The organism is Pseudonocardia zijingensis (assembly GCF_042657305.1).
GTDB classification, from domain to species: Bacteria; Actinomycetota; Actinomycetes; order Mycobacteriales; family Pseudonocardiaceae; genus Pseudonocardia; species Pseudonocardia zijingensis.
In genome coordinates this window covers 49,706-69,038 of the sequence record NZ_JBHSKO010000035.1, presented here as the reverse complement: position 1 = coordinate 69,038, position 19,333 = coordinate 49,706, and the positions used below count along the sequence as shown (strand labels likewise).

General features: G+C 73.0%; 18 protein-coding genes. 8 read left to right on the top strand and 10 right to left on the bottom strand.

Annotated features, from left to right (window positions below; all coding sequences use genetic code 11):
• Positions 1–1,617, bottom strand: a 1,617-nt coding sequence (locus ACFPL3_RS38605; RefSeq protein WP_379590688.1) for an HNH endonuclease, incomplete at its 3' end; no start/stop codon positions are given.
• A gap of 72 nt (positions 1,618–1,689) precedes the next feature.
• Positions 1,690–2,430, bottom strand: a complete 741-nt coding sequence (locus ACFPL3_RS38600; RefSeq protein ID WP_343943789.1) for an SDR family oxidoreductase — start codon at positions 2,428–2,430, stop codon at positions 1,690–1,692.
• Positions 2,431–2,602: 172 nt separating this feature from the next.
• Here ACFPL3_RS38600 and ACFPL3_RS38595 point away from each other — a divergent pair, with 172 nt between their 5' ends.
• The 7 genes from ACFPL3_RS38595 to ACFPL3_RS38565 are packed head-to-tail and all read left to right on the top strand — an operon-like array spanning position 2,603 to position 9,676.
• On the top strand, positions 2,603–3,943 hold the full coding sequence (locus ACFPL3_RS38595; protein ID WP_343943788.1) for an MFS transporter: 1,341 nt from the start codon (positions 2,603–2,605) through the stop codon (positions 3,941–3,943).
• 13 nt (positions 3,944–3,956) lie between these two features.
• Positions 3,957–4,712: an SDR family NAD(P)-dependent oxidoreductase gene (locus ACFPL3_RS38590; RefSeq protein WP_343943787.1), complete on the top strand. Its 756-nt coding sequence runs from the start codon at positions 3,957–3,959 to the stop codon at positions 4,710–4,712.
• Positions 4,712–6,106: a sodium:solute symporter family protein gene (locus ACFPL3_RS38585; protein ID WP_343943786.1), complete on the top strand. Its 1,395-nt coding sequence runs from the start codon at positions 4,712–4,714 to the stop codon at positions 6,104–6,106. The genes ACFPL3_RS38590 and ACFPL3_RS38585 overlap by 1 nt, the downstream gene beginning before the upstream one ends.
• Positions 6,103–7,479: a UbiD family decarboxylase gene (locus ACFPL3_RS38580; protein WP_343943785.1), complete on the top strand. Its 1,377-nt coding sequence runs from the start codon at positions 6,103–6,105 to the stop codon at positions 7,477–7,479. The genes ACFPL3_RS38585 and ACFPL3_RS38580 overlap by 4 nt, the downstream gene beginning before the upstream one ends.
• Positions 7,476–8,051 carry a UbiX family flavin prenyltransferase gene (locus ACFPL3_RS38575; protein ID WP_343943784.1) on the top strand — a complete coding sequence of 192 codons (576 nt, stop codon included), beginning with the start codon at positions 7,476–7,478 and terminating at the stop codon, positions 8,049–8,051. The genes ACFPL3_RS38580 and ACFPL3_RS38575 overlap by 4 nt, the downstream gene beginning before the upstream one ends.
• Positions 8,048–8,686, top strand: a complete 639-nt coding sequence (locus tag ACFPL3_RS38570) for a VOC family protein (RefSeq protein WP_343943783.1) — start codon at positions 8,048–8,050, stop codon at positions 8,684–8,686. Before ACFPL3_RS38575 ends, ACFPL3_RS38570 begins: the two co-directional genes overlap by 4 nt.
• Positions 8,687–8,701: 15 nt before the next feature.
• Positions 8,702–9,676: an LLM class flavin-dependent oxidoreductase gene (locus tag ACFPL3_RS38565; protein ID WP_343943782.1), complete on the top strand. Its 975-nt coding sequence runs from the start codon at positions 8,702–8,704 to the stop codon at positions 9,674–9,676.
• A 10-nt stretch (positions 9,677–9,686) separates the two neighbouring features.
• On the opposite strand, the gene ACFPL3_RS38560 is transcribed toward ACFPL3_RS38565, so the two are convergent.
• The 4 genes from ACFPL3_RS38560 to ACFPL3_RS38545 are packed head-to-tail and all read right to left on the bottom strand — an operon-like array spanning position 9,687 to position 12,887.
• Entirely contained in the window at positions 9,687–10,844 is a 1,158-nt protein-coding gene (locus ACFPL3_RS38560; protein ID WP_343943781.1) for a sensor histidine kinase, read from the bottom strand.
• Complete coding sequence (locus ACFPL3_RS38555; protein WP_343943780.1) at positions 10,841–11,869, bottom strand: sensor histidine kinase; 1,029 nt, start codon at positions 11,867–11,869, stop codon at positions 10,841–10,843. The genes ACFPL3_RS38560 and ACFPL3_RS38555 overlap by 4 nt, the downstream gene beginning before the upstream one ends.
• Positions 11,860–12,465, bottom strand: coding sequence for a response regulator transcription factor (locus tag ACFPL3_RS38550; protein WP_343943779.1), 606 nt, complete (start codon positions 12,463–12,465; stop codon positions 11,860–11,862). Before ACFPL3_RS38550 ends, ACFPL3_RS38555 begins: the two co-directional genes overlap by 10 nt.
• Positions 12,466–12,506: 41 nt before the next feature.
• A complete protein-coding gene (locus ACFPL3_RS38545) occupies positions 12,507–12,887 on the bottom strand; it encodes a histidine kinase dimerization/phosphoacceptor domain-containing protein (protein WP_343943778.1) in 381 nt (126 codons plus the stop codon).
• 170 nt (positions 12,888–13,057) lie between these two features.
• Here ACFPL3_RS38545 and ACFPL3_RS38540 point away from each other — a divergent pair, with 170 nt between their 5' ends.
• Positions 13,058–13,462 (top strand): VOC family protein, encoded by a 405-nt coding sequence (locus ACFPL3_RS38540; RefSeq protein ID WP_343943777.1) that lies wholly within the window; start codon positions 13,058–13,060, stop codon positions 13,460–13,462.
• Positions 13,463–13,591: 129 nt separating this feature from the next.
• Here ACFPL3_RS38540 and ACFPL3_RS38535 read toward each other — a convergent pair whose 3' ends face one another.
• From ACFPL3_RS38535 to ACFPL3_RS38520, 4 genes are all read right to left on the bottom strand, one after another.
• Positions 13,592–15,226 (bottom strand): hypothetical protein, encoded by a 1,635-nt coding sequence (locus ACFPL3_RS38535; RefSeq protein ID WP_343943776.1) that lies wholly within the window; start codon positions 15,224–15,226, stop codon positions 13,592–13,594.
• A 512-nt stretch (positions 15,227–15,738) separates the two neighbouring features.
• A complete protein-coding gene (locus ACFPL3_RS38530) occupies positions 15,739–16,968 on the bottom strand; it encodes a flavin-dependent oxidoreductase (protein ID WP_343943775.1) in 1,230 nt (409 codons plus the stop codon).
• Positions 16,969–17,046: 78 nt separating this feature from the next.
• Positions 17,047–17,904, bottom strand: coding sequence for a pentapeptide repeat-containing protein (locus ACFPL3_RS38525; RefSeq protein ID WP_379590682.1), 858 nt, complete (start codon positions 17,902–17,904; stop codon positions 17,047–17,049).
• A 75-nt stretch (positions 17,905–17,979) separates the two neighbouring features.
• Positions 17,980–19,329, bottom strand: coding sequence for an aminotransferase class V-fold PLP-dependent enzyme (locus tag ACFPL3_RS38520; protein WP_343945522.1), 1,350 nt, complete (start codon positions 19,327–19,329; stop codon positions 17,980–17,982).
• Between the last annotated feature and the right edge of the window lie 4 nt (positions 19,330–19,333).

Sequence of the window (19,333 nt, the reverse complement as noted above, 5' to 3'; positions counted from 1 at the left end):
CGGCGTGCGATCCGGCAGCCGTGGTTCCAGCCACGTCCACGCCTCATCCGACAGAACCCGACGCTCGGCCACGACCCCATCCTGACCGACAACCCAGCCAAGATCCGTCAGACACTCCCTAGCGGGAGTCCTCCGAGACGCGCAACTCGGCCCCCCGAACGCGAGACTCGCGCGCCGGGTCGGGCCCCTGTAGCGGCGGCGGCCGGGTGTCGGGCCGGTGGTCGTAGGGGTCGCTGGAGTACCGGTGTCCGGTGGGGGTGATCCACTCGATCCGCCCGCCGGGCCGCGTGCGGACCCGCCGGCCCGGGGAGTGCTTGGCGTGGTGGTCGTGCCCGACTCCGCCATCAGGTTCTTCTCGCTGGTGGGGCCGTTCGGGTACGGGATGACGTGGTCGAGTTCGGAGTCGATGACCCGGCGGCAGCAGACGGGGCCGCGGCAGCGCACGTCGCGGGCCCGCACGAAGTCGGCCAGTGCCGCAGGGGGCCGGTACGTGGTGCGTCCGTGGTCGAGCAGGGCGCCGGAGAGGGGATCGAAGACCAGGCGCTTCAGGGTGGCGTCGGAGGCGATCTCCCGGGCCAGCTCCGCCGGGATCGGGCCGTGGCCCGCGAGCTCGCAGGCCTGCTCGTCGAGCCCGAGCAGCGTGGTGAACGGCATCAGCACGTGGACCAGCGGCTTGCCGGGGTTGACGGGCTGCGGCGCGGGGAGGCGCGGACCGCCGCCACCCGCGGTGCCGACGCCGGTGTCGTCCTCCGCGTCGGGTCCGGAGCTCTCCTGGACCAGGGTGCCGGTGAGCAGGCCGACCAGCAGGTTGGCCCGCCGCGCGTCCATGCCGCGGGGATCGTCCTGGCCGCAGCCCCGGGCGAGCCGGGTGAGCCACTGGAAGCACGATCGGGCGTCGGTGGCGGACAGGAGCGCCCACAGCGACGCCATGCCGTCCTGCTCGTCGCCGACCGCCACCCGGCGGTCGCGGCGGGCGGCGCGGTGGCGTTCGTGCGCACCCTCCGGGTCGGCCTGCAGCACCGCCCGCTTCAGCGCGGCCTCGAGCTGGGCGAGGGTCTGTTCGGGCGCGCGATCCAGAACCCGCCGCTGCGCCTCCTGTGCCTGTTGCGCCGGGAGGTGGAGGGTGGCGTCGCAGATGGCGGTGACCCGCCGCTCGTCCAGCAGGCCCTGCTGCCAGGCGTGCAGGGTGGGCGGCAGGACCTCGGCCGGCTGCACCGCCCGGCCCAGCCGGGCCTTGGCCGTGAGCCGGGACAGGTGCAGCGCGAGCCCGACCTCGTCGGGGGCGAACCGCCCGATGCTGCACGGCTTGTCGGTGGCGGCCATCGTGGGGTCGTCGCCGGGCCGACGGCGGGCGAGCTCGGCCAGTAGCCGCGCCTGCCGCGCCTGCGCCCATCCCGCGAGGCGTTCGAACCCGACGATCCCTTCGAGCAGGGCCGCGTCCGACAGCTCGCCGGGCTCGGCGGTGGCCGCGTCCAGCCCGATCGCCGTGTCCTCGCCGGGCACCGCGCTGCCCCACGGCCATTCGTCCGGGGAGAGCCGGACCCGCGGTTCCGGCTCGGCGGTGCCGGGTGGGCCGAGCAGCTCGTCGAGCTCCATCTGGTCGAACGCGTCGAGCACGTCCTCGCGACCCAGCCCTCCGGGCGGTCGATCTCGAGGACTTGCTCGAACACATGTTCGAGTACAGCAGGTTCAGCCCTGACTGGTGGGTCTGATCGTCAGGTCGCCGATCTCCACGTCGTCGGGCTGGTCGACCGCGAACGCGATGGCCCGGGCCACGGCGAGGGGGTCGATCCCGAGGGTTGCCATGGCCCGCTGGGCCTCCTCGCGCACGGCCGGATCGTCGACGGCGTGGTCGATGAGTTCGGTGCGGACGTAGCCGGGCGAGATCGACGTGGTGCGCAGGGTGCCGTCGGTGCTCTCCTGGCGCAGGGCCTCCAGGAGGGTGCGCACGGCGTTCTTGGTGCCGGCGTAGACGGCCTGGGTGGGCACGATCTTCAGGCCGGAGGTCGAGACGACGGTGACGAGGTGGCCGCTGCCCTGGCGCCGGAACACCGGGAGGGCGGCGGCGATGCCGTGCAGCACCCCCTTGAGGTTCACGTCGACCATCGCCGACCAGCCTGCGACGTCGAGCTCGGCGAGGGGGCCGATCCGGGTGACCCCGGCGTTGCCGACGAGGACGTCGAGGCGCCCGAAGCGCTCGACGGCGAGGTCGACGAGCGTCTGGAGGTCGCCGGGTTCGGTGACGTCGACGCGGGCCGCGGTCGCGGTGCCGCCGGCGGCCTCGATCTCGGCGACGAGCTTCTCGAGCCGCTCGGTGCGGCGGGCGCCGAGGACGACGGGTGCGCCGAGCGAGGCGAGGTGCCGGGCCGTCGCCTCCCCGATGCCGCTGCTGGCGCCGGTGACGGCGACGATCTTGCCGTGGATGGGCATGCTGCTCCCTGCCTGTAGTGGACACCTGTCCGATTAATGCTGTCCACGGTAGCGGAGAGGTGTCCGGTTAGGCGTCGCGGGACCCGGCTATGCCACCCATTGCGCATCTGACGTACCTTCCGGACGGTCCGGATCGTACTGTCGGCTGACCAGATCCAGGAGGTGAGCCATCGTGGGCCACACCGCGCCACCTGCGCCGACGCGCCGTCAGATGATCACGGCGGGCGGCGCCTCAGTGATCGGGTTCGGCTTCGACCTGTTCGACCTCTTCGTGCTGCTCTACGTCGCCCCCACGGTGGGCGAGCTGTTCTTCCCCACGTCGAGCCCCACACTCACCCTGGCCGCCACGTTCGCCTCGTTCGGGGTGAGCCTCGTGATGCGCCCGCTCGGCGGGGCGGTGTTCGGCCGCTACGCCGACCGGAACGGCAGGCGGCAGACCCTGATCGTCACCGTGGTCGGGGTGGGCGTCGCGACCGCGCTGATGGGCGCGCTGCCGACGTTCCACACGATCGGCCTGCTCGCCCCGCTCATCTTCATCGCGCTGCGGCTCGTGCAGGGGCTCCTCGTCGGCGGGGTCGTCGCCGCCACCCACACCCTCGGCACCGAGACCGTGGAGCAGCGCTGGCGCGGTCTGGTGTCCGGCCTGGTCGCGGGTGGTGGGGCGGCCATCGGGGCGGTCACCGCCTCGCTGGTCTTCGTGGCCGTCTCCGCTGCCTTCCCCGGCGACGCGTTCGCCGCCTGGGGCTGGCGCGTGATGTTCTTCAGCGGCCTGGTGGCCTCGCTGGTGAGCCTGCTGCTGTTCCGGGTGACCGAGGAGTCGCCGGTCTGGAAGGCCGCCGAGCGCGGCGAGCCCGCCCGCGCCCGCGACCTCTTCGCGCCCCAGCACCGGCGCGTCCTGGTCACCAGCCTCGCGCTCGTGATCGGCGGCGGCGCGCAGTACTACCTCACCGCCGGCTACCTGCCCACGTTCTTCGCGAGCATCAACGGGCTGGAGCCCGGCCCCCGCGGCGTGCTCCTGGTGTGGACGAGCATCGCGATCCTCCCGGCGGCGCTCATCGCCGGGCACCTGTCGGAGCGGTTCGGCCGCCGCCCGGTCTTCCTCGCGACCGGCATCCTCAACGTCCTGTTGCTCCCGGTGCTCGTGCTGGTCATGGCCGGGTTCGGACCGCAGGACACCGGCGCGCTGCTCGGGTTCGGGGTGCTGCTGACGTTCAGCGCGAACGCCTCCTACGCCGCCGTGCCGATCTACCTCAACGAGCGGTTCCCCACGCGGCTGCGGGCCACCGCCACTGCCGTGGTGTGGAACGGCGGGTTCGCCATCGGCGGCCTCATGACTACCTTCGTGAGCCTGGCCAGCCCCACGATCCCCGACATCCCGAGCCGCCTCGCGATCTTCCTCGCCGCGTGCGTCGCCCTGTTCATCGTGGGCGCGGCGCTGTCCCCGGAGACCCGTGGCGCGCTCGAGCGCGACCCCGACGCGACGCCCGACCCGGTGGCGTCCACCCCGACCTGAGGAGGAACCCAGCATGCAGCTCGGCGGGAAGACCGTCGTCGTCACCGGCGCCGCGGGTGGCATCGGTGAGCGGTACGTGCACGCCTTCGCCGAGGCGGGCGCGAACGTGGTCGCTGCCGACGTCCCCGCCGCGGCCGGGGCAGGAGCCGAGCTCGCCGCGAAGGCGGGCGACCGGGTCCGCTTCGTGGCGGGCGACGTCACCGACGACGGGCACTGGGCCGAACTGGTGGCCACGGCCCGCGACGGGTTCGGCGGCCTGGACGCGCTGGTGAACAACGCCGCGATCTACCAGGGACTCGGGGCGAAGCGGTCGCTCACCGAGCTCACCGCGGATGACTGGGACACCGTGCTGCGCGTCAACGTGCGGGGCACGTGGCAGGGCATCCGGGCGGTCGTTCCGGCGATGCGGGAGGCCGGCGGCGGCCGGATCGTCAACATCTCCTCGGCCACGGCCCGCATGGGCGTGCCCGGCTTCGTCCACTACGTCGCCTCCAAGGCTGCGGTGGAAGGGCTGACGCGCGCGGCGGCCCGCGAGCTCGGCCCGCACGGCATCACGGTCAACGCGGTGGCGCCCGGCCTGGTCACCGACGAGGCCACCCGCGCCCTCAACTCCGAGGACTACATCGCCGCCGCCGCGGGCGGGCGCGCGCTGGGCCGCGAGATGGTGCCCGACGACCTGGTCGGGGCCGTGTTGTTCCTCACGTCAGGTTCCGGGGGATTCATGACGGGGCAGACCCTGGTCGTCGACGGTGGGGTGGTTTTCACGTGATGCAAGAAGTCTGGCTCGTCCTGCTGATCGTCGTGGGCTACATGGCGGTCCTGGCCGGGATCAGCGTCGTCGTGCGCCGGTCGTCCCGCACCGCGGAAGGCTTCGCCAGCGGTGGCCGGGTGTTCCCGGCCGCGCTGATCGGCTTCCTGCTGATGTCGGAGTTCATCGGCACGTCGGCCACGCTCGGCACGGCGCAGGAGGCGTACACCACCGGCATCTCGGCGGCGTGGAACGTCATCGCGCTCGCGATCGGCTTCGTCCTGTTCTCGCTGTTCGTGGCGAAGAAGTACAAGGCGCTCGGCGAGAACACGATCTCCGGCGCGATGGCGCGCATCTACGGCGAGCGCGTGCGCACCGCCACTTCGGTGGTGATGACGTGTGCGCTGCTGATCGTGGCCGTGGCCATCTACGCGAGCGGCGGGGCGATCCTCGCCACGCTGCTGGGCATCGACCGCACCTGGGCCACGATCATCGTCGGGGTGCTGGCGTCGATCTACGTGGTCGTCGGCGGCTGGCGGTCGGTGGTCTACACGAACCTGCTCCACGCGATCATGAAGCTGGCCGCGGTCGCGGTGCTGGCCGGCATCGGGCTGTCGCGCGTCGGCGGCATCGACGACCTGCGCGCCGCGCTGCCGCCCGCGAACTTCTCGGTGGCCGGCGTGGGCTGGGCGCAGATCTTCGCCTGGCTGATCGCCGGGATCGGCGCGATCTTCGCGACCCAGTACGTCGTGCAGGCGGTCACCACCGTCCGCGACCCCGAACGCGCGCAGCGGGCCGGTTTCTACGCGGCGCTGATGCTGGTGCCGTTCGGCATCCTCGCCGCCGTCACCGGCATGGTGAGCGCGGTGCTCTACCCGGACATCGAGTCGATCGACGCGCTGCCCGCCCTGGCCGTGGACATCAACCCGTTCCTGACGGGGCTCGTCATGTGCGGTCTCGTCGGCGCGATCCTCGGCAGCATCGCGGCCCTGATCATCGGCGCATCGACGCTGGTGCTCAAGGACTTCTACCGGCCGTACTTCAACAAGCAGGGCGACGACCGCAAGGACGTCGTGTTCCTGCGTGTGGCCACGTTCGTGGCGGGCGTCCTGCCGATCGTGCTCGCGCTGCTCGCCAAGGACGTGCTCGCGGTGACGTTCCTTGCCAAGTCGCTGCGCGCCGCGCTCGCCGTGCTGATCGTCCTGATGTTCTACAAGCCCGCCTACGGCAACCACACGGCCGCCTTCTGGTCCATCGTCGCGGCGCTCGTCACGACCACCGGGTGGTTCCTCCTGGGCGACCCGTTCGGCGTCGACAACGCCTACATCGCCGTCGCCACGCCGCTGGTGATCATGACGGTGGCACAGCTGGTCGGGCGCCGCTCCACCCCGGTGGACCCGGTGGAGGCGCGATGACCCCGCCCGGAGCCACCCTGCGGGGCTGGCTGGAGCACCTGCGCTCGGGCGACCGGCTCGCTGTGGCCCAGCCGGGTGTCGACCTGCGGTTCGGCGTGGCGGGCATCGCCAACCGGCTCGACGGGCGCAGCGCCACCCTCTTCCCGCGGCCCGGCGGACACCCCGTGCCGATCGTGTCCGGGCTGCTCTCGGACCGGTCCTGGATGGCCGAGGCGGTGGGCGTGCCGCAGGACCGGCTGGTGGAGCGCTACCGCAGCGCGTGCCTGGAGCCGGTGGCGAGCCGCGAGGTCACGGACGCGCCCTGCCAGCAGGTGGTGCGCAAGGACGTCGACCTCACCACGATGCTGCCGATCCCCACCCACAACGAGCACGACCACGGCGCCTACATCACCGCGGGCCTGCTGATCGCGCGCAGGCCCGACACCGGCGTGCAGAACGTGTCGATCCACCGTCTGCAGGTGAGCGGCCCGAACCGGCTCGGCGCCCTGCTGCTGCCCCGCCACACCCTCGCGTTCTTCCAGGCGCAGGAGTCGGCCGGAGCCGACCTGGAGATCGCGATCGTGATCGGCGTGGACCCCCTCACGCTGATGGCCTCGCAGGCCATCGTGCCCATCGACCACGACGAGCTCGAGATCTCCGGTGCGCTGCGGGGCGAGCCGCTGCCCGTCACCCGCTGCGCGACCAACGACGTGCGCGTCCCCGCCGACGCCGAGATCGTGCTGGAGGGGCGGCTGCTCGCCTCGGTGCGCGAGCCCGAGGGGCCGTTCGGCGAGTTCCCGCAGTACTACGGCGAGCGCGCCGAGCGGCACGTCATCGAGATCGACGCGCTCACCCACCGCGAGGAGCCGATCTACCACACGATCGTCGGCGGCGGGCTGGAACACCTGCTGCTCGGCGGCATCCCGCGCGAGGCGTCGTTCCTCGCCGCGCTGCGCCGCAGCTTCCCCTGCGTGCGCGACGTGCACCTCTCCCGCGGCGGCACCTGCCGCTACCACCTCTACGTGCAGGTCGATCACCCCGCGCCGGGCGAGGCGAAGAACGTGATCCTCGGTGCGCTGGGCACGCACTACGACATCAAGCACGTCACCGTGGTCGACACCGACGTGGACGTGCACGACCCCACCGAGGTGGAGTGGGCCGTCGCCACGCGGTTCCAGGCCGACCGCGACCTCGTCGTCGTCGGCGGTGGCCAGGGCTCGAAGCTCGACCCGTCCGCGGCCGACGGGATGAGCGCCAAGATGGGGCTGGACGCCACCGTGCCGCCCGGTGCGCCACCCATGAAGTTCACGCGGATCGCGGTGCCCGGCGAGCGGGAGCTCGACATCGAGGCGCTCACCGCGCCCGCGCCCCCCGACTGGCAGCGGCAGCGGTGACCGCGCCGCGGCTGGTCGTCGGGATCTCCGGCGCGTCCGGGATCACCTACGGCGTGCGCCTGCTGCAACTGCTGCAGCCCACGCCCGTGCAGACCCACCTGGTGGTCACGAAGTCGGCGCGGATGACGCTCGCCTACGAGACCGACATGTCCCTGGCCGACCTCACCGCGCTCGCCGACGTCAGCTACTCCAACACCGACCTCGGCGCCGCGATCTCCAGCGGCTCGTTCCGGACGCTGGGGATGGTGGTGGCGCCGTGCTCGGTGAAGTCGATGTCCGAGATCGCGTCCGGCGTGACCAGCAGCCTGCTCGCCCGCGCCGCCGACGTGGTGCTGAAGGAGCGCCGCAGGCTCGTGCTGATGGTCCGGGAGACCCCGCTGCACCGCAACCACCTGCGGACGATGGCCGAGCTCACCGAGCTGGGCGCGATCATCGCCCCGCCGGTGCCCGCGTTCTACGCCCGCCCCACGAGCCTGGAGGAGATGGTGGACCACACCGTCGGGCGCGTGCTCGACCTGTTCGACCTCGACCTGGGGGTCGTCCGCCGGTGGGGGGAGCCGGTGACGCCGTGACCGAACCCCAGGAGATCGAACCCCGGATGGACCACCTCGTCTACGCGGCACCCGACGTCGACGCGCTCGTCGCCGAGTTCACCGAGCGCACCGGCGTCGCACCCGTGCTCGGCGGCGTCCACGTCGGCCGCGGCACGCGCAACCACCTCGTCGGCCTCGGCGGCGCCGCCTACCTGGAGCTGATCGGCCCCGACGACCCCACCGCGCGCCCCCTGCCGGACGTCTTCGGGATCGACCGGCTCACCGCGCCTCGCCTCGCCGCCTGGGTGGTGCGGCCCGCCGACCTGGACGCCACCGTCCGGCAGGCGCGTGAACGGGGCTACGACCCGGGCGACATCGCACCGCTGTCGCGCCGCACCCCCGACGGCGACCTCCTGCAGTGGCGGCTCACCCCCAACCGCGGCGACCGCTTCGGCGGGCTCGCCCCCGCGCTCATCGACTGGAAGGACGCCCGCCACCCCACCGAAGGCGGCCTGCCCCAGGTGCGGTTGCTGTCCCTCGCCGGCCGCCACCCCGACCCGCCCGCCGTGCGGAACGCGCTCGCCGCCCTGGGCGTCGCGCTCGACGTCACGCCCGGCCCGGCCGCGCTCGAAGCGGTGCTCGACACCCCGCGCGGCCCCGTCACGATCAGCTGACCAGGAGGAAAACCCATGACCCGGAAGATCGGGCTGACCCTTCCGCAGCGGGGCACGTTCTTCGACGTGCTCAGCCTCTCCGAGCTCGTCGAGACCGGGCAGTGGGCCGACGAGACCGGCCTGTTCGACTCGCTCTGGATCGGCGACAGCCTGCTCGCCAAGCCCCGCCCCGAGGCGATCGCGCTGTTCGGTTCGCTCGCCGCCGCCACCCGCAACGTCACGCTCGCCGTCGGCTGCATGGCGAGCTTCCCGGTGCGCGACCCGATCCTCTTCGCCGACCAGTGGGCCACCCTCGACCAGCTCTCCCGCGGCCGGATGCTGCTCGCGGTGTGCACCGGCATCGTCAAGCCCAAGGACGCCTCCGAACGGGAGGGCGCGCCCTACGGCGTCACCGACCGCTCCCGCGCCGCCCGGATGGAGGAGAACACCGACATCGTGCGGCGCCTCTGGACCCAGGAGGACGTCACCTACGAGGGCCGCTACACCTCCTTCGAGAACGTCACCGTCCTGCCCAAGCCGGTGCAGACGCCCCCGCCGATCTACATCGCGTCCAACCCGGCCCCGCAGCCCCTCGCCACCCGCGCCCTGCGCCGCGTCGCCCGGATCTCCGACGGCTGGATGACCACCCGCAAGAGCCCCGAGCACCTCACCGTCAACCTCCCGGCCATCAAGGAATACCTGGTGGAGGAGGGGCGCGACCCCGACACGTTCCCCGTCTCCGCCTACCACAACCTCAACCTCGACCCCGACCGCGAGGCCGCCTACGAGGAGAGCTACCGCTTCCTCGGCGAGTACTACGGCCCCGTCTTCGACCGCGAGGCCACCCGCCACTGGACCGCAACCGGCACCCCCGAGCAGGCCGCCGCCGACATCGAACAGCTCTACGCCGACGGCGCCACCGAGGTCACCCTCCGCATCACCTCCTGGGACTGGCGCCGGCAGCTGGACCTCTTCGTCAAGGAGGTCGTCCCGCGGCTGCGGGCCAACTGAGACGCGGAGTTCACCGGGCCCGTCCGTCCCCCGGCGCCGCCGGCGCCTCCAGGACGAGCCGGAAGGTGTCGCCGGTGTGCGAGCCCGAGGTGGTGCCGCCGAGCTCGCGCGCCCGGCTCGCCAGTCCGGCGAGCCCGGTCCCGGTGGCGCCCGGTTCCCCGGCGCCGTCGTTGGTGATCGTCAGCCGGACGGTCGGGCCGTCGCCGCGGCAGTCGATCGAGCACGTCCGTGCCCGGCTGTGGCGCAGCACGTTGGTCGCGCCCTCCCGGACCGCCCAGGCCAGCAGCCGGTCGACCGCGGGAGCAAGTTCCGCCCGGTCGACCCCCGTCGTGGTGCTGATGCCCGCATCGCGCAGGAGGGCCACGGCGGTGGCGAGTTCCGCGGCGAAGGAGACCGTGTGCTCGGCCCGGGTGACGGCCTGCATCGCCTGCCGGGCGTCGTCGGCCACCGCGGTCAGGCTCACGATCTCCGCGCGCGCTGCGGCGGGGTCGCGGCGCAGCAGCGCCAGTGCGAGATCGCCCTTCAACGACACCGCGGACAGGCTCTGGCCGAGCACGTCGTGCAGGTCGCGCGACAGCCGCAGCCGTTCCCGGCCCACCGCGGCCGCTGCCAACTCCGCCCGCGCCGCCTCCAACTGCTCCGCGATGCGGACCGCGCGCGCCGACCCGTACAGGGACAGCCCGCCGAAGACCAACCCGAGCGCCCAGGCGATCGGGAGCACGATCTTCCAGTGCACCAGCGTCTCGCCGAACAGGATCCCGACGTAGGTCGCGACGACCGGGACCCCGGCGGCGGCGAGCGCGACCCGCCCGCGCAGGAGCATCAGCGCCGACGCGATCACGAACGACTGCAGGCTCGCCCAGTTCGGCCCCAGCCAGGTCAGCGGCACGCACGCGGCCAGCACCAACACGGCGAACGTCAGCGGCCATCCGGCGGGCCGCCTGCCACCGCCGGCCGCGAGCGCGTGGCGGACGTGGAGGGCACCGATCAACGCGACGAGCGGCAGGACCACCGCGGGGTGGGTGAGCCCGCCGAGGCTGCGGCTGTAGCCGAGGATCGAGTACGCCGTGGACGGGAGCAGGAGGACCACGGTGAGCACCAGCATCATGCGGCGCGCCGTGGTGACCGACCATTCCCCTGCAGCGGTCGTGGCGCGGGTGGTGGTCACGACCGGCGCACCTCGCTGATCAGCCTGACGCCGTCCGCGGTGACGTCCAGCACCACGCGTCCGTCGTCGTCGCGGATCGTCACGACGCAGGTGCGGACGTCGTCGCGCAGGAGCTGCGCCGTCGCCGACCGCAGGGCGGCGCGCACCTGCTCGTCGGCGTCCTCCGGCAGCCCGTCGGGCGGCCGGTCGACGGTGGCGTCGATCCCCGCCGCGCGCAGCAGCGACGCCATTGTGTCGAGCTCGGAGCGCAGCGACCCCCGCTGGAGCCCGCTGATCGTGCGGCGGGCCTCGGCGAGCGTGCTGCGGGAACGGGTGACCAGCGCGCGCAGGCGGCTCCCGGTCAGATCCGCGTCCCGATGGTCCGCCGCCGCCTCGGCCCCGGCCGCCGCGATCTCGCCGAGCCCGGCGCCGACGGTGCGCCGCAGCGCGTCGTCGACCCGCAGCCGCTCCTGCTCGACGGCCCGCACCGCCAGCTCCGCGCGCGCCGCGTCGAGTCGCCGGAGCAGCCCGATCAGGCGGATCATCGTGTACGGCGCGAGCGCCCGGCCGATCTCGATCGGGATGTTGACCTGGTCGGAGGAGGTGACGGCGCCGTAGGCCCACGACAGCGGCACGGCCGACAGCACGACCAGTCCGAAGGCGACCCACGACCACGGCGCGGGCAGGACGAGAAGCACGGCCAGTCCCAGCGCCCCGTAGGCCACCGACCACTCGGGGCCGGTCCAGGCCGTCCCGGCGATGGCCACGACGACCATCGCGGCGAGCGTCGCGCGTGGCGCCGCCGGCGGGCGGCCACGCATCGTCGGCCCGACGATCAGCAGGAGCAGCGGGATCACGAGGGCCAGCGTCACGAGCCCCGGCACGAGCAGGGCCGGATCCGGCCACCAGAAGAAGACCAGCGGCTTGAGGACGAGGATGGACACCACGAAGGCGACCACGCTGATCTCCGCGAGGCGCAGGAGCTGCCGGGAGGCGCCCCGCTCCTCGTCGGCGGGCAGGACGGCTGCGCCGGACACTAGATCCAACCCGCGTCCTTGGCGATGCGGATCGTGTCGATGCGGTTGCGGCCGCCGACCTTGCTGATCGCGTTGGACAGGTAGTTGCGCACCGTCGCGGGCGACAGGGCCAGGGTGCGGGCGATCTCCTCGGTCGGCAGGCCGCTGTCGGCGGCGCGCAGCACGTCGCCCTCCCGCGCGGTGAGGGGCGAGCTCCCGGTCTCCAGCGCGACGGCCACGAGCTCGGGATCGATCACCCGTTCCCCGGCCGCCACCCGCCGGACCCCGGCCGCGAGCGTCCCGGCCGGTGCGTCTTTCACGATGAAGCCGCGGACGTGGACCTTCAGCGCCCGCAGCAGGTTGCCGGGCTGGCTCAGCCCGGTCAGCACGAGCGCGCGGCAGTCGGGGAGCGTCTCGTGCAGCTGCGCGGCCACGCTCAGCCCGTCGAGACCGGGCATGTCGATGTCGAGCACGGCCACGTCCGGGCGTACCCGCAGGGCGGTCTCGACGACCGCGTCGCCGCGGTCGAGCTCGGCGACGACCTCCATGTCCTCCTCCAGCGAGAGCAGTGCCACCAGCGCGCCGCGGATCATGTGCATGTCCTCGGCGATCAGGACCCTGATCACATGGCCTCCCCCCGGGGTGCTCACGAGCGCGCCCCACACTGTCATCCCCGCGGCGGCGGGGGCCCGCCGCCGCGCCGTATCCGCGCCGGGCTCAGCGAGGCGACGAGCTCCCCGGCCGTCCGGGTGCGGACCTCGCGCAGCGCCCGCCGCGCCATGTCGGCGAGGCCTGCGACCTCCTCGCGCGCGGCCACGGGATCGTGTCCGAGCAGCCGCACCGCGAGATCGCCCTTCAGCGACACCGCGGAGAGCGTCTGCCCGAGCACGTCACCCGTTGCCCGCAGCCGCTCGCGGTCGGCCGCCACCGCCACCAGCTCGGCCCGGACCGCCACGACCTCCCGCCGGGCCCGCGCCGTCGAGACCGCGCACCGCACCACCACCGCCCCCGCGGCGAGGCACAGGACCTGTCGCCACGCGCGCGTCATGACCCCATCGTCTTCCGCCGCACGGCCGGCGCGGCAGAAGCAGATGTCTGCGGCGGCCGATGATGAACGTCATCCCCGGCCGACGACATCGACATCTGCCCGTGCAGGCGGGGCCGGCGCGAGACTCGGTCCCGTTGCACCACCGGACCGACGAGACCCGAGGAGCCATCGTGGCCACCACCCAGATCTTCCTGAACCTGCCGATCGACGACCAGAAGACCACCAAGGCGTTCTGGACCGCGCTCGGCTACTCGTACAACGCCGACTTCAGCGACGACCACGCCCTCGCGCTGGAGATCGGGCCCGGCATCAACGCGATGCTGCTGTCGAAGGCCCGCTTCGCGGAGTTCGCCACCCGGCCCACGTCGGACGGCAGCAGCACCGAGGTCATCCTCGCCCTCGGCGTCGAGTCGCGGGACGAGGTCGACCGGGTCGCCGACGCCGCGCTGGCGAACGGCGGCGGGAAGGCAACGGACCCGCAGGACCACGGCTTCATGTACGGCCGTTCGTTCATCGACCCGGACGGCCACCACTGGGAGGTCGTGTGGATGGACCTGTCGGGCGGACAGGACTGATCCGAGGGCGCGCACATCGACCTCCGTGTCGCCACACCGGTTGCCGTCGGTGTGGCGGCACCGATGTCGGTGTGTGAGTGCGTGGTGTGTGTGAGGGGTCGCTGGATATGCCTCGAGGAGGCCAGCGAGTCACTCCTCGTGCGGGAACCTGTCCCGCCGGGCGCGTCTGCGCTGTTGCCACTCGTCGCGGAGCACGTCCGCCTCGCCGCCTCGGCCGCTGCCACGCAGCAGATCGATCAGACGCTCCTGTGCGAGCTTGTCCGTGTCGGCGATGTCGCGCAGCATCTTCTCCGCCGTCGCGCCACGGTTGCTCCGCAACATCCGCTGCACGATCTCGTGGCGCGAGTTGATGTCTCCGCGCATCGCCCAGTCGAGCAGGCGCTCCTCTGCGTCCTTGCCGCGTTCCGTCGATTCGAGGACCTTGACCAGCCAGCTGCGGGCGACCCGGTCGCCCTTCTCGGCGAACCTCCAGAGGACGGGTTCGGCATCGAGGATGCGGTCAGCGTTCTCCAGGATCGCGAGGTAGCGCCTCAACGGGTCTGCGTGCCCACGGTTCAACGCCTCCAAGGACAACGCTTCGACGGCGCCGACGTGGCGTTCCCGATCGAGCCATCTGGCGACCGCGTCGAAGTGGTCCATGCTCCCGATGTCGATCGCCTCGTGCCCCGCTGCGACGACGATGCTGACGATGTCCGGGTGGTGGCGACGCAAGTCGTCGAGAGCTTGGCTTCGCGGTGGGTTCGCGGCATCGGCTGCGCGGACATCGGTGATGAACGCTTCGAGCGCCTTGCACTGCCGCCATGCCAGGTCTTCCTCGATCACGTAATGGGGTTCTCCGTTCAGGAGGCGCACGAACCTGGTAGCGGGAGAACCCCAGAGGTACTCGAACTGCTTGTCTGCCATGGCCACGAGCGGTGGGAGCAGGTCGGATGCTCGCTCGCCCCGTATCTGGATGAACGGACCGTTCATCGCGTCGAGTTCGGGCCAGAACATCCCGATGAGCCGGATGTCGTCGTAGGCGAACATGCAGATCGGCGGTCGTGCATCGAATGCGCGGACCTTCAGAGGGCACCTCGTCCCGGTCGTCCCGCTGGCCGAGATGATCGAGTTGAAGCGGCGGAGGTCTCCTTCGATCTGTCGCGAAACCTCGTCGGCGGGCAATCCGAGCTCGATGCTGCGAAGCTGCGCATAACTGGCCGTGTGCTGCAGCAGCAGGACCTGGACCGAGCATCCGTCCTTCGCTTTGCGGGCCAGCATCTCGCCGATCTCCGGGAGTACGCCGACCCAGTTGGACAAGATTCGTATCGAGCGTTCCGCCGAGGCGAGGTTGTTCCTGAGGTCGATGGCACGAAGATCCTCGTAGACCAGTTCGATCCCCGCTTCGTGCAGGGACTTCACGGAATCCAGCGCATCGCGGGCGCCTGACTCCACCGCGCGCACGAGACCCCCGCTGCGTATGAAGTCGTGCACCGAGGTGACGTGGCGGTCGACTTTCTCCAGGGTCGTCACCCTCTGCAGCAGTGCCGAGACCGACAGGAAGGCGAGGAGTGCGACGGTTACCGCGACCATCGTCGCCTGCGGGATCGTCACGAAGACGGAGGCGACGAAAGCGGCAACTCCCAAGGCGGCCGTGAGGAACTCGAAGGCCAAACTGGGATTGTGCCGGAGCCAACGAAGGGCGGTGCTGAGGCCGCGCACCACCGCCGGACGCTGAACCCCCGTCGCTACCGGCCGACCGGTGGTGGTGCGTGAGGTGGTGTCCACGATGACCCGTCCCCGTCTCGGTGAACTGCTGCACCGGCCATGACCGACGGACGACGCGGTACTTCTCGGCGCGGTCGGTGTCGGCGTCGCTACTCCTCGTCGCTCGGATGCCGGCCGGCGTTATGGGGGCGGGTCGGCACCCACGACCGGGGTGCTCGTCACACCGGTCGTGGTGCTGGCACATCGGTTGCAGTCGGTGTGTGAGTGCCAGGTTTGTGTGTGAGCGGGGTGGACGGCCGGCCTTCAGTGGCGGCGTCCCCGAGGCGGCCGAGGGCTCGCACATCGGTTGTGGTGCTGGCACATCAGTTGCAACCGGTGTGTGAGGACCAGTGGTGGTGTGTGAGGGTGCCTCGGGCGGCCGCTGATCAGCTCGCACATCGGTAGTGGTGCTGGCATATCAGTTGCAACCGGTGTGTGAGCACGTGAGGTGGTGTGTGGCGCCCCGGGAGCGCGGCCGGACCGCCGGCACACCGGTTGCAGTCGGTGTGTGAGCGCCCGAGGTGGTGTGAGAGCTAGCGGGTGGGGGTGGCCACGGACGCCGCGGCGTAGCTCTTGACGATCGCTTCCAGCTCGGCCGGGTCGATGACGTCGTCGAGGCGGTCGAAGCCGTCCGGGGCGCGGCGCTCGACCTCGTCGATCACCATCTCCGGCCCGCCGACTCGGTTGCGCAGCACGATCTCGCGCGTGGGCGGCAGGCGTTCGTCCTGGTAGGCGGCGAGCGCGGCCTCCGGGGCGGCGCCGGAGGTCAGGTGGCGGGTGAGGGCGACGGCGTCGAGCACCGCCTGGCCCGCGCCGTTGGAGCCCATGGGGTACATCGGGTGGGCGGCGTCGCCGAGCAGGGTGACGCGGCCGTGGCTCCACCGGGGCAGGGGGTCGCGGTCGCACATCGGGTACTCGTAGAACTCGGGGGTGGCGGCCACCAGGCCGGGCAGGTCGAGGTGCGGGGTGTGGAAGCGCTCGAGGTGCGGTGCGAGCTCGGCGCGGTCGCCCGGGCGCGACCAGTCCTCGCGGCGGGGAGGCGGGTCGCCGGGCTCTCCGGTGCGGATGCAGACCGCCCAGTTGGTGAGCACGGTGCCGGGCGAGCTGCCCCGGCCGATCGGGTACAGGACGAGCTTGGCGGCGTTGCCCCCGGCCACGATCATGGACTGGCCCGTGAGGAACGGCGGCCAGTCGGTGGCGCCGCGCCACATCAGCACGCCGTTCCAGCGGGGTGGGCCCTCGTCGGGGTAGAAGCCGGCGCGCACCGTGGAGTGGATGCCGTCGGCGCCCAGCAGCACGCCACCCGGCCGTTCGCCGAGGGGCTCGCCCGCCGGGTCGGTGAACGTGGCGCGGACGCCGCCGGCGTCCTGCTCGAACCCGGCGAACCGGTGCCCGGTGCGCACGGCGTGCGGGCCGAGCCGGTCCCGGACCGCGCGCAGCAGCACGCCCTGCAGCCGGCCGCGGTGCACCGACAGCTGCGGCACGTCGAAGCCCGCGTCGAGGCCGCACGGCCGGTGCATGATCACCTGTCCGAGGCGGTGGCTGTAGAACAGCTCCTTGGTGCGCACCGCCACCTCGTCCAGGGCGTCGAGCAGGCCCAGCCCGGCCAGCGGCGCCACGGCCAGCGGCAGCGCGTTGATCCCGACACCGAGCTCGCGGATGGCCGGGCTGCGCTCGTAGATCTCGCACTCGATCCCGGCCTCGTGCAGGAACAACGCGGTGGCCAGCCCGCCGACCCCGGCCCCGACGATGAGCACCTTCACGGTCGGGACGCTAGTAGCGCCCGCCGGTCGGTGGAACCCGCAGCCGCGCACTGGCCGGATCTCGGCGGTCCGGCCGGCCTACCGGCGGGCGGGGCGGCGGCGCGACGAGCGCCGGCCGGGAGCTGACGGTGCCGCGGCCCAGTGGGCGGGACGGGCGAGTGCGCGGGGTAGCCGGGTGGCGGTGTCCCCGCGGGCCGCGATGACCTGCGCGGCGGTGAGGAAGAGCGTGTCGCGCAGGTCGGCGCCCGCGAGGTCGGCGCCACGCAGGTCCGCGCCGAGCAGGTCGGCCCCGCGCAGGTCGGCGGAGCGCAGGTCGGCCCCGACGAGCAGCGCGCCCCGGAACGTCGCGCGGCGCAGGTCGGCGCCGCGCATCCGGGCGCCCAGCAGCTGCGCCCCGCGGTGGTCCGGGCCGGGCCGCTCCGCGCGGGCGTGGTCGCTGACCCGGCCCAGCAGGTCGGCGACCGACCGCCGGTGCGCCTCCACGTCGAGTGCCGCGAGCTCGTCGGGGGTGCCCGCGGCGAGACGGTCGGTGTCGGCGACGGCCGCGTCGATCTCGGCGGAGAACGGGGCCGCCGCGGGGAGCGACCGGACCTCCGTGAGGTGGCGCAGCAGCTCGTGGAGCACGCGGACCACCGGGAACACGGCGAACATCGCGTCGGCCTGCTCGGGGTGGGTGCGCCAGTCGCGCCCGCCGAACGTCACCTGCACGACCTGCTGCCCGGCGCCGAAGCAGTCGTAGACCGTGCAGCCGGGGTAGCCCTCGTCGCGCAGGCGCGTGTGGATGCCGCAGCGGAAGTCGGTGCGCAGGTGGTGGCACGGCGTGCCGGCGGCCTTGTCGGCGGCGAAGTCGGACGACGCCGAGAACGCGAGGGCGACGCAGCACAGGCCTGCGCAGCGGGAGCAGTCGGCGGTGTAGCGGTCAGGGTCGGGCGGCATCGCCGTCCATTGTCCGCCCCCTGTCGTGAGTGGATACGAGTGCTCCAGCACCCGTATCCACTCACGGGTGGGTCGTCAGTGGCCGCAGCCCGGGCGGGCGGGGCCGGTGGGGGTGCCGATGCCCAGGGGGTCGGCGTCGCGCGGGTCGGGCACCGGGCTCCACCGGCCGTCGACCACGGCGTAGTCCCACCCGGGCCCGTCGATCACGAGCCGGTCGACGGCGTCGACGAGCCGGTGCACGTCGTCCAGCGAGGTGCCGAGGCCGAGGCTGGCGCGCACCGCGCCGCCGTCGGCGCTGCCTGCGACGCGCGCGAGCAGCGGGTGGGCGCAGAACTTCCCGTCCCGCACGCCGATGCCGTGCTCGGCCGACAGGTAGGCGGCCACGAGCCCGGCCGGCCGGCCGTCCACCACGAACGTGGTGACGGCGACGCGGTCGGTGCTGTCGCTCCAGATCCGCAGGGTCCGCACACCGGGGATCGAGCGGAGGCCGGTCTCGAGGTGGTGCAGCAGCGTGGCTTCGTGGTCCGGGGACAGCGCGCCGGGCAGCACCCGGCAGGCCTCGGCGAGCGCGGCGGCGCCCAACACGTTCGGGGTGCCCGCCTCGTGCCGGTGCGGTGCGGGAGCCCACGAGACCTCGGCGGCGCCGTGCTCGTCAGGGCCGCTCACGGCGTTCACCGCGCCGCCGCCCGCCAGGTACGGGGCGGCGACGTCGAGCCAGTCGCGGCGCCCGACGAGCACGCCGACCCCGTAGGGGGCGTAGAGCTTGTGCCCGGAGAGCGCGACGTAGTCGATGCCGGTGGCCCCGATGTCGACGGGGCGGTGCGGCGCGAGCTGGGCGGCGTCGACCACCACGCGCGCGCCTGCGGCGTGGGCGAGCGCGGTGATCTCGGCGAGGGGCAGCAGCTCGCCCGTGACGTTGGACGCCCCGGTGACGGCGAGCAGCGCGGGCCGGTCGGTGCGCAGGGCGTGGCGCAGGTCGGCGAGCGTGCGCTCGATCGTGCCGGCCGCGCGCAGCACCCGGCCGCTGCGCCAGGCCAGCAGGTTGGCGTGGTGCTCGACGTCGAGCCGCAGCACCGGGCCGGGCACGCACCCGGCGAGGAGGTTCAGGGCGTCGGTGGTGTTGCGGGTGAACACGACGACGTCGTCGGCGCGGGCTCCGACGAACCGGCCCACCGTCTCGCGGGCCTGCTCCAGCACGCCGGTGCAGACCTGCGAGGCGTAGCCGGCGCCGCGGTGCACGCTCGCGTAGTAGGGGAGCAGGTCGGCGACGTGGTCGGCCACCGCGGTGAGCGCGGGCGCGCTGGCGGCGAGGTCGAGGTTGGCGTAGCGCACGTGCTCGCCGGTGACGAGCGGGACGCGCAGGTCGGCGCCCGTGACGGACGCCGGGGCGCAGACGCCGGGACGGGCGGACAGCACAGCGGTCATCGAG